Raw genomic sequence first — 14,926 nt, 5'->3', positions numbered from 1 at the left:
TCATTTAGAAATGAGAAAACTACTACTTTTTTTTATTTTAATTACTTCACAGCTATATTATTCACAATCAGATTGTGTCTCGGCATTACCTGTTTGTGGCAACTCTGACATCCCCTATACTCCTGATGGAGCCGGATTGATAGCAGAAGGGTTAAGCACAAATGGATGTTTGGCATCAAACGAACGTTTTTCTGTTTGGTACACATTTACAATTGCAACTTCTGGTACGCTTGCATTTACAATTGCACCGAATCTTGCTGCTACAGATTATGACTTTGCAGTATATGGACCAACCACCAACGGTTGTACATCTCTACACACCAACAATATTTTTGTAAGACCTTTAAGATGTAATTATTCAGGAACCAATGGAGATACTGGTTTGGATCTTACCTTACCTCCACCCGCTAATCCTGCAACAAATTATGGAAACAATGACAAATGGAGTCCCTATATGGATGTTATCGCTGGAGAAACATATTATCTAATCATTACTAACCACAGTTGGAATACTACAGGATTTTCTCTTCACTGGAGTGGAACAGCAAATTTAACATCTGCTTTTTCTGACCCAGCTTTAACACCTCATCCATTTATTGCTCCTGGAGTACCTAATGCAACAGACCCTACTCAACCTAATGAAATTTTAAAGTGTACCTTACCTACACAGTTTGACTTTACAACATTATCAGCAGGAATCATCAATGGAAATCCTAACTTCACTGTTACTTATCATAGTTCTAATAATGATGCAAATACAGGAGCAAATCCTTTAACAGTAACAATGGTAGATGGAACTACTACTTATTATTATCGACTTAAATATACAGACCCCGCCAATCCAACAAATCCTATTAATGGATGCTTCCAATTAGGTAAATTTAAATTCAGACAAGGAAATATTGTTCCAAATAATGCGACCCTTCAAGCATGTAATAATAACGGCGCAGGAACAGGAACCTTCAATCTTACAACTGCGGCTGTATTTGCTGACCCAACTGCAACAAAAAAATACTACCTCACGTTGGCAGATCTAAATGCGGGAACTAATCAAATTACAAACCCTACAGCATACGTATCTGCTCCTAAAACAATTTATGTAAAAGTAACATCAGTGGAAGGTTGTACAGCTTATTCTACAATCACATTAAGCTTCTTCCCTGTTGTGGTAGTAACACCTGCATCGATGGAATCGTGTTTTATTGAAGGTGCTATTACTACTGCTTCTTTTGATCTTACACAAGCTAACGTAACATCTCAAACAGGGACTACAAAAAGATTTTTCACTTCTCAAGCGAATGCTTTAGCAGGAACTAACGAAATTATCCCTGCTACAAATTATATTTCTACAAATAATGATGTATACGTAAGAGTTACAAATAATGATGGATGTTATGCTATTACAAAAATCACTTTAAAAGTTTTACCTCCGGTAAAATCATCAGTTCTTAAAAACAAAACTATTTGCCCGGAAGATAAAACTACTTTAGATGCAGGTTCAGGATTCGACGGATACGAATGGAGTACCGGAGCTACAACACAATCTATTTCAAATGTTGCTGTAGGAGCTTATTGGGTAAAATTAAAAACCGGTAAGTGTTACACTCTTCAACAAGTATATGTTTATCCTTCACAACAACCAGTAATTGCAAGTATCGACATTACAAATAATACAATTACAGTAAATACTTCAGGAGGAACTGCTCCTTACCAATATTCACTGGATGGAATTAATTGGCAAGATTCTAACGTATTTACAGGTTTACCAAGAGGTGAGAACAAAATATTTGTAAAAGATTCATTTGATTGTAACCCTATCCAAATTCAGGTTACTGTTCCTAATCTTATTAACGCAATTACTCCAAACGGAGATAATGTGAATGACGAAATAGACTATTCTGCATTAGCTTACAAAAAGAATTTATTATTCGTTGTTTACAACAGATATGGTAATAAAATCTATGAAGCCGACAAAATAAGAAATTTCAAATGGAACGGAACTTCAGGAGGTAAAAAAATCTCTACAGGAACTTATTGGTACACTATCACTTGGAATGAAAATGACAAAAACAGTACACCAACCAAATACGACGGATGGGTATTGGTAAAAAACAGAGAATAATATTTTTTTCTCAATTATAATTAATCACCTCAGCAATGGGGTGATTTTTTTATTAACACAACCAAACTCTTATAGATAGACATATTTTAAAAGTTATCAACAATAATTCTTAAATACTATTTTCCGATTATTTTTTAAAAAAACTATCTTTGCACTATGGCGCAGAAAGAAACACTCTCTTCTCTTACACAGGGGAACTTTGCAAGGGAACTATCGATTGCAGATGGAAAAATGCCTCCTAATGCAATAGATTTTGAAAGATTGGTAATTGGTACTTTTTTAATTGATAAAAAAGGGCTTGATCATTCTATCGACCTGCTTACTCCTGAAGTTTTTTATGATCCTAGACATCAGGTTATATTTTCTGTCATCTTAAAATTATACGAAGGAAATCACCCTGTCGACATTATGACTGTTATTCAGGAAATGAGAAAAACAGACAAATTGAGTTCTGCAGGTGGGGATCATTATATCATCGAGCTTACGATGGGAGTAAGCTCATCTGCCCATATCGAATACCATGTACGTGTAATTCTTGAAAAATATATTTTAAGAAGTTTAATTAATGTTTCGGCAAACGTAATTGACAATTCTTATAAAGAATCTACCGATGTTTTCGAACTTCTAGATAAAGCTGAACAATCTTTTTTTGAAATCACCAACGGAACCATCAAAAAAGGATTTGATACTGCCAATACTTTAGTAAAAGAAGCTATTGACATCATTAAAGCTTTAAAAGACAAAGAAGGTATTTCCGGTGTACCATCAGGATTTAGAGATGTGGATAAAGAAACCGGAGGTTGGCAAAATTCTGACCTTATTATTATTGCAGCCCGTCCTGCGATGGGAAAAACAGCATTCATCCTTTCAATGGCGAGAAATATTGCCGTAGAATACAAAATCCCGATGGCGCTATTCTCATTAGAGATGGCATCGGTACAGCTCATCACAAGGATGATTGCTTCCGAAACAAAAATTTCATCAGAAAAATTAAGAAAAGGAACATTGGACGACGAAGAATGGCAAAGACTATTTTCCAATGTATCAGAATTAGAAAACGCACCTTTATATATTGATGAAACTCCTTCCCTTTCTATATTTGACTTTAGAGCAAAATGCCGAAGATTGGTAATGCAACATGGAGTAAGACTCATCATGGTTGACTACCTTCAGCTAATGACTGCAGGAGGCGGTGGAAAAGGCAGCGGAAACCGTGAACAGGAAATATCAATGATTTCTCGTTCATTAAAAGCAATTGCAAAAGAATTAAATGTACCTGTAATTGCACTTTCTCAGCTTTCGAGAAGTGTAGAAACCCGTCCCGGAAAGCGACCTCAGCTTTCAGATCTAAGGGAATCCGGAGCAATTGAGCAGGATGCAGATATCGTTTCATTTATTTTCAGACCTGAATATTATAAAATTACTGTTTGGGACAATGATGAAGATGGAGCAGAAACTTCTACCGAAAACCAAGCAGAATTAATTATTGCAAAACACAGAAACGGTGCTACTGCAGATGTAAGATTGTCTTTCCTAAAGCATTTTGCAAAATTTGGAAATATCGAGGAAGCAACCAATGGAATGGATTATTCATCTACATTTGGTGAACCAAGTGGTTTTGAAAAAATTAAAACAACCATACAACCAGGAGCAGCGTTTGATTTACCAGACAATTCTAAACTTTCGGGATCTTCTATGAATGATCTTGATGACGAAGAAGATTTTCCGTTTTAATAATTAAGGTTAAGATTTAGGTTAAGGTAAAAATTTAATCTAAATAACAATTAACCTAAACCTTAGCCTCAACCTCAATGAGAATTGAAATATACACTGACGGAGCCTGCAGCGGAAACCCCGGAAAAGGAGGTTACGGAATTTTGATGCGTGTTCCTGAAAAAAACTATCAAAAAACATTTTCTAAAGGTTTCAGAAAAACCACCAACAACCGGATGGAGCTTTTGGCTGTAATCACCGCATTGGAAAAACTGAAATCAACAGAAAATGATATTCACGTTTTTACCGACAGCAAATATGTTTCTGATGCCATCAACCAAAACTGGATTTCAGGATGGATTAAGCGAGGCTGGAAAAATGTAAAAAACCCTGACCTCTGGAAAAGATTTGTCGTACTTTTTAATCAACATACACCAAAAATGCATTGGGTGAAAGGTCACGCCGGACATTTTGAAAACGAGCTTTGTGATAAACTCGCAGTAGCTGCTGCAAATTCTGAAAACCTCGATGTAGACACGTATTTTGAGGGTTTAGAAAACAATTCCTTATTTTGAATTAAACTAAGATAAAGCTTATCATATTCAACTTTTCGTTATCATTAATATTTTTTATTGCATAAAATATACTTTATTTTACATAATTAACTATTTATATTCATTTATTAGTAGAGATTTAATATCTTTACACGTCTAATAAAAGTATTATAATAAATGAATAAAAAATTACTGTTTTATTTTACCCTTTTTGTACTTTGTATTTCCGGAAATTTTTCCTCTCAAACTTATCAGCTCTCAGGAGTTCCTATTAACACAACAGGATGGACAATGGTCTCTCCAACTGTATTAGGAACAGGAGGTGATTTTATTCAGTTAACTCCGGACACCAACAATCAATCTGGGTCGATCAGGTTAAATGATCCTATTAACCTAAAATATTGCGATAAATGGCGCGTAGAATTCGATTTCAGGATGGATTCTAACCAAACAGCCAATGGAGATGGTATTGCATTTTGGTATCTTGCAAATCCGCCTGTAGCAAGTGTTTTGGGATCTGGTCTTGGTGTTTCACAAAATGCTGTAGGTCTTATCGTAGGTTTTGACACTTACAACAATACTACTACTGCCGTAATGAGTAAAGTACACGTTGCTTACGGACAAGTTGCAAACACTACAGACAACAACAATGTAGAATTCTTCAACACTGCGGGAAGCTCTTTTCACTCGCCGGATATGAATACAACCCTACCTTTTCAGGGAACTACATATAAACACGTAGAGGTTACTGCTGAAGTAAATACATCGATTCCTAATACTTGGAATATAAAAATAATGATTGACGGAACTCAAATCTGTAATCAACCATTTACCGCTTCCGGAGCAGCTGCTACAATGACTCAGGGATATTTCGGGTTTTCTGCTTCTACAGGTGGTAACAGATCGAGACATTCTATTAAAAATGTAAAAATATATACTGATAAAGTAAGCCTGCTACAGCCTACAGCTACACAAACATTTTGCCCAAATCCTACAACAGGTTTTGGCACAGTGAATTTAACTTCATTCAATTCTCAGTTTGTTGCAAATCCGGCTAACTATACTTTCACTTATTCTGTTGGAGGTACGCCTATTACAACACCTACTAATTATCAGTTTAATGCCAATACAACAGTAAGTGTAGTTATCAGAGATAATAGTGCAATCCTTTGCGATAATCCTGACGGAAAAATCCTTCTTACTCTTTCTCCGTTTACAGCCAATAACAGAACGCTTTCAGCATGTAACAATAATGGTGCGCCTACCGCAACATTTAACCTTTCTACGGCTGACGTGACAGCAGTTCCCGGTGTTACTAAAAAATATTACAGAACGTTGGCCGATTTAAATGCAGGAACTAACGAAATCACAAATCCTACGACTTACGTTTCAGCTCCAGGAAAGGTTTATGTAAAAGTAACCACACCTCAAGGCTGTACCGGAAATGCAGAGATTACTCTTGTATTCTATCCTTTGCCTGTATCAACTGATGCTATATTAGAATCATGCTTTATTGAGGCAACTCCAACATCTGCATTATTTAATCTAACCTCTGCAAATGTATCTACTGAAGCAGGAATTACTAAAAAGTTTTATACCACTTTGGCAAATGCATTAGCAGGAACCAACGAAATCGTCGCTCCTATAACGTACACTTCTCAATCTGCAGATGTTTATGTAAAAATAACGAGTACCAACAGTTGTTATATTATTAAAAAAATAACGTTGAAAGTAATTCCTCCTGTAAGATCTTCTGTTTTAAAAGATAAAACAATCTGTATTGATGACAGAACAACTTTAGACGCAGGACCTGGCTTTGATGGCTACGAATGGAGCACCGGAGCAACAACTTCATCTATTACAAACGTAGCAGTAGGAGATTATTGGGTAAGATTAAAAACAGGAAACTGCTACACATTACAGGCTGTAACTGTAAAACTAGCAACAAACCCAGTCATTTCAAGCATAGACATTACTAACAATACCATTACTGTGAATGTTTCCGGTGGTATTGCTCCATACAAATATTCTTTAGACGGAATCAACTGGCAAGATTCTAATGTATTTACCGGACTTCCAAGAGGTGAAAATAAAATTTTTGTGAAAGATTTTTACAATTGCGACCCTACACACATTCAGGTAACAGTTCCGAATCTTATCAATGCAATTACACCAAATGGCGATAATGTGAACGACTTCATTGATTATTCAGCTCTTGCTTACAAGAAAAATCTTGTCTTCACCGTTTATGACAGATATGGAAATAAGAAATACCAAGCAGACAAACTAAGAAATTACACTTGGGACGGAACTTCCGGAGGTAAAAAATTGTCAACCGGTACTTACTGGTATTCTATAACCTGGACAGAAAACGACAAAAACAATACACAGACAAAATATGACGGATGGGTATTGGTAAAAAATAGGGAGTAACCTTAAAAAAGCACCACCTTACCCTAATGTGGTGCTTTTTATATTCCAAAACCCTCATCAACAAAGCAATAATAAGCAGTCAAGAGATTTTAGCCAGCTATAATTTTTTAATACTCAATAGCTACTTCCTTACCTTTTTAACCTTATTTTAAACAAAAAAAACGAATAATTTTACCAAATAATAAATATTAAAGTAAGTATGAAAAAACTTTTACTCACCACTTTTCTGTTAATACTAACAATATTCAATACTAAAATCAATGCCCAAACTTATCAGCTCACAGGCACACCCGTAATCAATACAACAGGATGGGATATTGTTCCTTCTGCAACAGCAACCGGAGACTTTGTACAGCTTACTCCTGACCAAACCAGTAAATTTGGTGCGATTAAGTTGTCTAATCCTATCAATCTTAGATATTGCGATAAATGGAAAGTTGAATTTGATTTCAGAATAGACGGAAACGGTACAACCTCTTACGGAAGAGGTGACGGTCTTACATTCTGGTATCTTTCTAATCCTCCAACTACCTTTACAACAGGTGGTGGACTTGGAATCCCTGCAAACGCAAACGGATTAATGGTTGCATTTGATATATTCAACAACTCTACGGAAGGACAAATGAGTAAAGTGCACGTTCTATATGGTACAAACAATGTACCTGCCGGAAACCCGAATATTGAATACAATATGACCGCAAACAGTACTTTTCACTCTGCAGATCTTAATCCTACCCAACCCTTTGTAGGAGCCAATTATAAACATGTGGAAGTAAATGGTGAGGTAGATCCGGGTAACATTAATAACTGGAAAATCCAGATAAGAATAGACGGTGTGCTTATTACAGATACTTCTTTTGCTCCTTCTGGTGGTGCAATTGGTATGACTCAGGGATATTTCGGTTTTTCTGCAGGAACAGGAGCGGCAAGCGCAAGACATTCTATTAAAAATGCTAAAATATACATTGATAAAGTTCCAATTTTACAAAACAGCATTACACCATTTGTATGTACAAACCCTGCAACCGGAAACGGCTTTATAGATTTAACGTCTTATGCCAATCAGTTTGTAAACAACCCAGGAAACTATATCATCACTTATTATGTTTTAGGTAATCCCACCCCTATTCCTTTTCCTACGAATTTTCAATATTCTGGGAATACAACGATTTCTGTAGTTATAAAAGATCCTTCATCTACTTTATGTGATAATGGTGATGCAAGAATTATTTTAAATCCGAGTCCGTTTGCCGCAGATGATGCCACGATAAGCGCTTGTAACAATAACAATGCAGGAGTTGCCTATTTCGACTTGAGTACCGCTGCTGTAACTACACTTCCGGGTGTCACAAAAAGATATTATCCTACCCTTGCCAACCTTAATGCAGGAACTGGTGAAATCCTAAACTGGGCAAATTACCCTTCAGCAAACGGAGGAACAGTTCACGTAAAAGTTACCACTCCACAAGGATGTACAGACAATGCAGTTATTACTCTTAATCACTTCCCTGTTGTTGTTGTAAATGATACAACTCTTAGATCATGTTTCCAGGAAGATAATGTTGCAATGGGATCATTTAATCTTACCAATGCTATAGTAACCACACAAACCGGGGTAACAAAAAAATATTACCCATCATTACAAGACGCCATCAACGGAAGCAATGAGATTGTAACAACCAACCCTTACATTGCTCCAAACGGAGTAGTTTACATCAAAGTAACCAATGCAAACGGATGTTATGCAATCGCAAAAGTGACTTTAACGGTAATTCCACCTGTATATTCTACAGTTTTAAAAGATAAAATCATCTGTGTAGAAGATAAAACGACATTGGATGCAGGAACAGGTTTTGATAGCTACGAATGGAGCACGGGTGCAACCACTCAAACCATTTCAAACGTAGGAGTTGGAACCCATTGGGTAAAACTAAAAACAGGAGATTGTACCGCTCTTCAAAACGTAAAAGTATTTGCTTCGGAGCAACCCGTAATTACATCAGTTGATGTAGCTGCAACAACAATAACGGTTTATGCTAATGGTGGAACTCCAGCTTACCAATATTCTTTAGATAATGTAAACTGGCAAGCTTCTAATGTATTTAAAGGACTTTCAAGAGGAGTACACAAAATTTTCGTAAAAGACTCTTACGATTGCGAACCAATGGAAACTGAAGTTACGGTTCCTAATATCATTAACGTAATCACGCCAAACGGAGACGGCCGTAATGATGTGATAGATTACTCTGCATTGGGAAGTAAAATAGATTTAACATTTAGTGTTTACAACCGTTACGGAGCAAAAATTCACCAGGGAGACAAAACCAATAATTACAAATGGGACGGAACTGCAGGTGGAAGAAAAGTTCCTACAGGAAGCTACTGGTATTCTGTAACATGGAACGAAAACAATAAAACCAAAACTCCGGTAAAATTATCCGGTTGGATTGTTGTAAAAAACAGAGAATAATTTTTTTTTCAAACTATACTTAATTTTAAAGAATCTGTCTCATCCGTGAGATGGATTCTTTTTTTAAATTTTATTCGCTGCTATCTATAAGTTATTTAAAATCTAAAGATTTAATGAATTAAAAGAAATACCTAATATATTCAGTAAGCTTAATATCGTCAGATACCAATCCTCATTGAAAAGTTTTATCGATTAAATATCATCATTATAAAAAACAAAAAAACCACTGCAAAAGCAATGGTTTCGTTATTCATATTTGAAATCTCTTTTAGAAAGAAACTTCATTGACCTCTTTTCCGCGCTGAAAATTCATCATTTTCTGGTTTCCTTTATACGCAATGCTTACTAGGTTTATTTGCTTAGGAAACGCACTTAAAAGTAACGTGTTTTTTATTTTTAAAGTATTAATATCAGAAATACCTCCGGCTTCAAAATACACCCAAACCGTTTCTCCGCTTACCTGACTTCCTGTGAAAGTTAAAGATTTTGGAGAACCATTTACAAATACATCAAAGTTATTATTTACATATCGTTTTACTTCAGCTTCAAAGCCTGCGGTATTCCTGTTGATTTTAATCGCATCAGAAATATGGCTTGTATTTACTTTCATCGTAAACTTTAGCGTTTTGCTTCCATCAACATAATCTGCCTTTGTCATGGAAGAAAAAAAGTCTGCCACAGAAAAACTCATCAGTATAATCAATGTAAAAACACTCGATATATATAAAAATTTTTTCATCTCAATTTATAGATTTACAGCATATTGCTAAATATATTTTGTCAAATTTGATGCCAATTAAAAGTTAACGTTCACAGAGTACTTGTCATAAAAAGCCTTAATGTGAGCTACCGCTTCGTCTGCACTGTCTACCACACGGTAAAGATCAAGATCACCTTCAGAAATCATTCCTTCTTTTAGTAAAGTTTCTTTAAACCATTCCAGTAAACCGCCCCAAAATTCAGATCCTACCAAAACAATTGGGAACTGCCCTATTTTGTTGGTCTGGATTAGTGTAATCGCTTCAGTAAGTTCGTCTAATGTACCAAAACCTCCCGGCATAACAATAAATCCTTGAGAGTATTTTACAAACATCACTTTTCTTACAAAGAAATAATCAAAATTCAGCGAATACAGTTTGTTAATATACGGATTAAAATGTTGTTCGAAAGGAAGGTCGATATTTAGCCCGATTGATTTCCCTTTTGCATTGAAAGCACCTTTGTTTCCTGCTTCCATAATTCCGGGACCACCTCCTGTAATTACACCAAAACCTATTTTGGTGATCTTCTCAGCAATTTCAACAGCCATTTGGTAATATTTACTTTCAGGCTTCAATCTAGCAGACCCGAAAATAGAAACGCAAGGTCCTATTCTGGCCATTTTTTCGTAGCCATCTACAAACTCTGCCATTACTTTAAAAACCATCCAGCTGTCTTTGGTAATGGTTTCGTCCCAAGTTTTTTCGCGTAAACTATTATGTAATTTAGTTTCGTTGATATCTAATTCTTTATTTTCTAAACTTTCGTCTCTTGTTCCTTCAGTTTTCATTCAAATTATTTAAAATATTTTTCTGCTTCAATCACAGACTCTGGTCTTCCTACATCAACTAAAATGCTGTCGTGTACAAAACCGTGAATTTTTTCGGTCTGCATCAAATCCAGATATTCTTCCATCACAGAAAACTTTCCTGTTCTCTTTATTTTATCAAAAATCACAGGATTAATGCAATGCACCCCGCTAAAAGCCAAAGGTCTGAATCCCTTGTTGAATTCTGCAAGACGTTGTTCTCCTGTCTGTACATTCAGCCAGCCTCGTAAAACCAAGTCATCATTAAACAAAAGTTTTCTAGAACTCTCTCTGTCTGAAACCGCTAAGGTAGCAAAATCTTTGATTTCTTTGTGGTAGCTTACAAAATCATCAATATTAATCTTGGTAAGGATATCTGCATTCATAATTAGGAAGTCTTCACCATGATTGAGGAATTCTTTAGCAAAAATCAAACCACCTCCGGTTTCCAGTAATTCATCAGACTCATCAGAGATTTCAATCTTACAGCCAAAATTATCATTTTTCTTTAAAAACGTAACAATTTGATCCCCAAAATGATGGATATTGATCACAAAGTCAGTAATCCCGAAACTTTTGAGATATTTTATATTTCTTTCCAAAAGCGGAACGTCATTCACTTTAGCCAAAGCTTTAGGATGATGATCTGTAAAAGGTTTCAATCGGGTGCCTTTTCCTGCTGCAAAAATTAATGCCTTCATAAATTATGGGTAATGAGTAATTGGTAATGAGTAATTTAAAAAAATGTAAATAAATAATAATAGCGAAGCTAATATATTACTTATTGCACATCACCTATTACTTATGATTAAGTTGGTGTTGCTCGTCGTGGTGAAGACTTATTTCTACTTTATCACCATATTTTTCTTCAATAAAATGAGCAATTTTGATGGCTGAATAAACCGATCTGTGTTGTCCTCCGGTACATCCGAAATTGATTTGCAGGTTTTCAAAACCTCTTCCCAAATAATTATCGATGTTAATTGAAACTAAGTTTTTAATTAATTCTAAAAACTGAGGCATCTCTGTTTTTGTTTCTAAATATTCCTGAACTCCAATATCGTTTCCGGTCTGGATTTTATATTCTTCTACTCTTCCCGGATTTAAAATTCCTCGGCAATCGAATGTAAAACCACCACCGTTTCCAGAGTTGTCTTTGGGAATTCCTCCTTTTTTATATGAAAAACTGTGAATGTCTATGTGTAGCATGTTTTATTATTTATAATTGATTGTTGATAATTTATTTCTTTTTTGAACCATTAAGATTCATTTAAGAAGTTAAGTTTTATTAAGGTATTTTGATAAATCAAAATTTTTAGTCCGGAAGCTCTTTAAAATATTCGTTGATAAACGGTTTTAAAGATTTGGTGATATTATTTGTGAAAAAGTTAATCAGCAATCCCTCTGGTTTTTTCAGAACTTTCATGTATGTTAAAAGTTGAGCTTCGTGAATAGGGAGTATTTCCTCCACAGCTTTGAGTTCTACAATTATTAAATCGTTGACTAATAAATCGACTACTAATTTTGTTTCAATAGTTACTCCTTCATAATCGATGGTAGTATAAAGTTGTTGTTTTACATCATACCCATTTTTTATCAGTTCTATTTTTAAGCATTCTTCATAGATACTTTCCAGCAAACCAGGACCAAGTGCCTTATGAACTTTTATTGCAAGTCCTGTAATTTCGTATGATAATTGAGTGACCTCTTTTTTCGTTATCATTCTTAATATTCTTAACTTCTTAAATAAATCTTAATGGTTTAATTAACCTTTAATATTTCTAATATTTTAAGTTTTACTTTTTCAGAGCCCAATTGTTCAATTACCTTTTTCAGTTCCGGATAATTTTTCATCTGATCCCAATTTTCTGAAAATTCTGTAATATTTTGAATGCCCTTATCGATGCTTGCAATGAAATGTTGTTTTCTCTGAATCAGTCCACGGAAACCGTACGCTCCCAAAACCTGCAAAAACCTCATCATCTGAATCGGCTTTACCGAATTTTTTAGTTGAGGCTGAATTTCTTTGTCTTCAAACTGTTGAATGTAAAATTCAAGCATTTCGCTTTTGAAATTTTCAGGAAAATTAGCTTTAGCCTGAAACAAAAAAGAAATGACATCGTACATTAAAGGACCCTTCATTGCTGACTGATAGTCTATAAAAGAAACTTTATTTTGATTATTTACCATGATATTTCTTGCCTGAAAATCGCGAATCATAATACCTTTTGGCTCAAGGCTTTCTATCAGCTTAATGATTTCTTTAAATTCTTTCAGCAAAGAAGATTTGTGATATTCAAGTTCTAAAACATCAGCAACGAAATTTTTAAAGTAATACAAATCATGCATTACCGGAAGCTCGTCATAACTTTCGTATTCAAAAGTTTTTTGGAAATCTATTTTTCCGTTGGTTTTTACCTGAAGCTCAAAAAGTTGTTTAAGAGTTTGTTTTACCAAAGTCTTTACATTTTCAGACAAACCTTCTTCGGTAATGATTTCTGAAAAAGTTTTTTCTCCTAAAAATTCCTGAATATACATTTTGCGGTCGCCTGAAACAGAAAATATTTTTGGCGTATTGAGATTTAACTCAGAAAAAATCTCTGAAAAATACAGAAAACTTTCGTTTTCGGAAATATTCTCGTTATAGGTAATAATGTATTTCCCGATATGATTTTGAGCCAAAAAATTGACCCTTGCAGAACCGCTTTGAGCTAACGTAACAAATTGAGTTGATTTTTCACCAAAATGGTTTTCAAAAAATCTTTTTGCGTTTTCAGAAGTCATAATATGGTAACAAATATACTAATTTACATGCTAATTGCTATCTTTGCAGCATGTTAAAAGACTTTAAGCCTATTTTGGGGATTTTGCTGCGCTTTATCATCATTTATTTGGTGTTGCTTTTTGCGTATCAATTTTATCTTACCAGTTTTAAAGAACAGGGGCTTGATCCTTTTTCCCGTATGGTAGCGAAACAGGTGATGTTTGTACAAAATACATTAGGATACCCATCGGCTTTGTATGATGATGTACCCAAACAACAGATTTGGTTTCATGTAAAGACCGGTTTTGTTACCCGAATGGTGGAAGGCTGTAATGCAATTTCGGTAATGATCTTGTTTTTATCTTTTGTTTTTGCATTCTACAAGGGAGCTAAAACATTTGTTTTTGTGGGCGTAGGTTTAATTTTACTTCACATCATGAATGTATTGAGAATTGCGGGTCTTAATATTGTTTATAGTGATTATCCTCATTACGGCAAAATGTCTCACGATTACGTTTTTCCTGCCATCATTTACGGTAGCGTGGTTGTTCTTTGGCTAGTCTGGATTAAATTTTTTGCTTTGAAAAATGAAAATTCTTAGTTGGTTTTTAGTTATCGTCGGAATTTGCGGGCTCATCGCAGTAAGAATGCTGGAAGACCATATTTTCTATGATCCTTTTCTGAACTACTTTCACGAAGCAGATTATCAAATTGCATTTCCTCATTTTGAGTGGGGAAAACTGATTATCAGCTACGTTTTCAGATTTATTTTAAACCTATTTTTTTCATGTATTATCATTCATTTTTTATTTAAAAATAAGGAATGGACGATTCAAGGAGCCATTTTGATTACAATTATTTTTGTTATTACTTTCCCTATTTATTTGTATTGTATTTCAGATAGATTTGACATTGGTCATCTTTTCTCTTTTTATATGAGAAGGTTTGTGATACAGCCTTTGATTCTGCTTTTGATCATTCCTTTGTTTTATTATAGACAGCAAATGATGTTGAGGAATTCAGATTATTAATTTTAATTTAAGATAGCGCTCCTACGGATCGCCTCGTTGTGTTCGTTTTAATTTTTGGCTACACAGATATCACTCTTCCGGAGTGTTTTTGAGAAATTTATAAGAATGATTTTGTATAGATTAATGAATTATTCTCGTAAAAACAGCAAGTATTCTTGACCACATTACCTTAATTCATGCATAATTAAACCTAACAGGTTTTAAAGACCTGTTAGGTTTGGGTTTTTATAGCCCCGATGTTCTATGTTAATATGCAAATTCTTTAGGTTAAA

General features: G+C 34.7%; 13 protein-coding genes. 7 read left to right on the top strand and 6 right to left on the bottom strand.

Annotation, left to right across the window (positions count from 1 at the left end; all coding sequences use genetic code 11):
• The first annotated feature begins 10 nt into the window (after positions 1-10).
• The 5 genes from OEW74_RS05105 (at position 11) to OEW74_RS05085 (ending at position 9,292) form a co-directional block, all read left to right on the top strand.
• A complete protein-coding gene (locus OEW74_RS05105) occupies positions 11-2,122 on the top strand; it encodes a gliding motility-associated C-terminal domain-containing protein (protein WP_265427476.1) in 2,112 nt (703 codons plus the stop codon).
• Positions 2,123-2,278: 156 nt separating this feature from the next.
• The gene (dnaB, locus tag OEW74_RS05100; RefSeq protein ID WP_265427475.1) at positions 2,279-3,856 is read left to right on the top strand and encodes a replicative DNA helicase; all 1,578 of its coding nucleotides are present in this window, start codon (positions 2,279-2,281) and stop codon (positions 3,854-3,856) included.
• A 77-nt stretch (positions 3,857-3,933) separates the two neighbouring features.
• Entirely contained in the window at positions 3,934-4,410 is a 477-nt protein-coding gene (gene rnhA / locus OEW74_RS05095) for a ribonuclease HI (protein WP_265427474.1), read from the top strand.
• Between the two features lie 156 nt (positions 4,411-4,566).
• Positions 4,567-6,822: a lectin-like domain-containing protein gene (locus OEW74_RS05090; protein ID WP_265427473.1), complete on the top strand. Its 2,256-nt coding sequence runs from the start codon at positions 4,567-4,569 to the stop codon at positions 6,820-6,822.
• Between the two features lie 199 nt (positions 6,823-7,021).
• Entirely contained in the window at positions 7,022-9,292 is a 2,271-nt protein-coding gene (locus OEW74_RS05085; protein WP_265427472.1) for a T9SS type B sorting domain-containing protein, read from the top strand.
• 268 nt (positions 9,293-9,560) lie between these two features.
• Here the strand turns inward: OEW74_RS05085 and OEW74_RS05080 are convergent, their stop codons facing one another.
• From OEW74_RS05080 to OEW74_RS05055, 6 genes are all read right to left on the bottom strand, one after another.
• Positions 9,561-10,031, bottom strand: a complete 471-nt coding sequence (locus tag OEW74_RS05080; RefSeq protein WP_265427471.1) for a DUF6702 family protein — start codon at positions 10,029-10,031, stop codon at positions 9,561-9,563.
• Between the two features lie 57 nt (positions 10,032-10,088).
• Positions 10,089-10,841 carry a TIGR00730 family Rossman fold protein gene (locus tag OEW74_RS05075; RefSeq protein WP_265427470.1) on the bottom strand — a complete coding sequence of 251 codons (753 nt, stop codon included), beginning with the start codon at positions 10,839-10,841 and terminating at the stop codon, positions 10,089-10,091.
• A gap of 5 nt (positions 10,842-10,846) precedes the next feature.
• Complete coding sequence (locus OEW74_RS05070; RefSeq protein ID WP_265427469.1) at positions 10,847-11,560, bottom strand: nucleotidyltransferase family protein; 714 nt, start codon at positions 11,558-11,560, stop codon at positions 10,847-10,849.
• 97 nt (positions 11,561-11,657) lie between these two features.
• Positions 11,658-12,068, bottom strand: a complete 411-nt coding sequence (locus tag OEW74_RS05065) for an RNase adapter RapZ (RefSeq protein WP_265427468.1) — start codon at positions 12,066-12,068, stop codon at positions 11,658-11,660.
• A gap of 106 nt (positions 12,069-12,174) precedes the next feature.
• Complete coding sequence (locus OEW74_RS05060; protein WP_265427640.1) at positions 12,175-12,579, bottom strand: GxxExxY protein; 405 nt, start codon at positions 12,577-12,579, stop codon at positions 12,175-12,177.
• 41 nt (positions 12,580-12,620) lie between these two features.
• Positions 12,621-13,643, bottom strand: coding sequence for an aminoglycoside phosphotransferase family protein (locus tag OEW74_RS05055; protein WP_265427467.1), 1,023 nt, complete (start codon positions 13,641-13,643; stop codon positions 12,621-12,623).
• A gap of 50 nt (positions 13,644-13,693) precedes the next feature.
• Here OEW74_RS05055 and xrtF point away from each other — a divergent pair, with 50 nt between their 5' ends.
• Together xrtF and OEW74_RS05045 are read left to right on the top strand one after the other, a co-directional pair.
• Positions 13,694-14,224, top strand: a complete 531-nt coding sequence (xrtF, locus tag OEW74_RS05050; RefSeq protein WP_265427466.1) for an exosortase family protein XrtF — start codon at positions 13,694-13,696, stop codon at positions 14,222-14,224.
• A complete protein-coding gene (locus tag OEW74_RS05045) occupies positions 14,211-14,654 on the top strand; it encodes an exosortase F system-associated membrane protein (RefSeq protein WP_265427465.1) in 444 nt (147 codons plus the stop codon). The genes xrtF and OEW74_RS05045 overlap by 14 nt, the downstream gene beginning before the upstream one ends.
• The last annotated feature ends 272 nt before the right edge of the window (positions 14,655-14,926 follow it).

The organism is Chryseobacterium sp. YIM B08800 (assembly GCF_026163565.1).
GTDB lineage: Bacteria > Bacteroidota > Bacteroidia > Flavobacteriales > Weeksellaceae > Chryseobacterium.
This window is presented reverse-complemented; position numbering and strand designations above follow the sequence as displayed.

Bases quoted from the DNA above. Each gene is read 5' to 3' on its own strand.
- OEW74_RS05070 (WP_265427469.1), bottom strand. From the start codon at position 11,560: ATGAAGGCATTAATTTTTGCAGCAGGAAAAGGCACCCGATTGAAACCT.
- OEW74_RS05085 (WP_265427472.1), top strand. From the start codon at position 7,022: ATGAAAAAACTTTTACTCACCACTTTTCTGTTAATACTAACAATATTC.
- OEW74_RS05090 (WP_265427473.1), top strand. From the start codon at position 4,567: ATGAATAAAAAATTACTGTTTTATTTTACCCTTTTTGTACTTTGTATT.
- xrtF (WP_265427466.1), top strand. From the start codon at position 13,694: ATGTTAAAAGACTTTAAGCCTATTTTGGGGATTTTGCTGCGCTTTATC.
- OEW74_RS05105 (WP_265427476.1), top strand. From the start codon at position 11: ATGAGAAAACTACTACTTTTTTTTATTTTAATTACTTCACAGCTATAT.
- rnhA (WP_265427474.1), top strand. From the start codon at position 3,934: ATGAGAATTGAAATATACACTGACGGAGCCTGCAGCGGAAACCCCGGA.
- OEW74_RS05080 (WP_265427471.1), bottom strand. From the start codon at position 10,031: ATGAAAAAATTTTTATATATATCGAGTGTTTTTACATTGATTATACTG.
- OEW74_RS05045 (WP_265427465.1), top strand. From the start codon at position 14,211: ATGAAAATTCTTAGTTGGTTTTTAGTTATCGTCGGAATTTGCGGGCTC.
- OEW74_RS05055 (WP_265427467.1), bottom strand. From the start codon at position 13,643: ATGACTTCTGAAAACGCAAAAAGATTTTTTGAAAACCATTTTGGTGAA.
- dnaB (WP_265427475.1), top strand. From the start codon at position 2,279: ATGGCGCAGAAAGAAACACTCTCTTCTCTTACACAGGGGAACTTTGCA.
- OEW74_RS05065 (WP_265427468.1), bottom strand. From the start codon at position 12,068: ATGCTACACATAGACATTCACAGTTTTTCATATAAAAAAGGAGGAATT.
- OEW74_RS05075 (WP_265427470.1), bottom strand. From the start codon at position 10,841: ATGAAAACTGAAGGAACAAGAGACGAAAGTTTAGAAAATAAAGAATTA.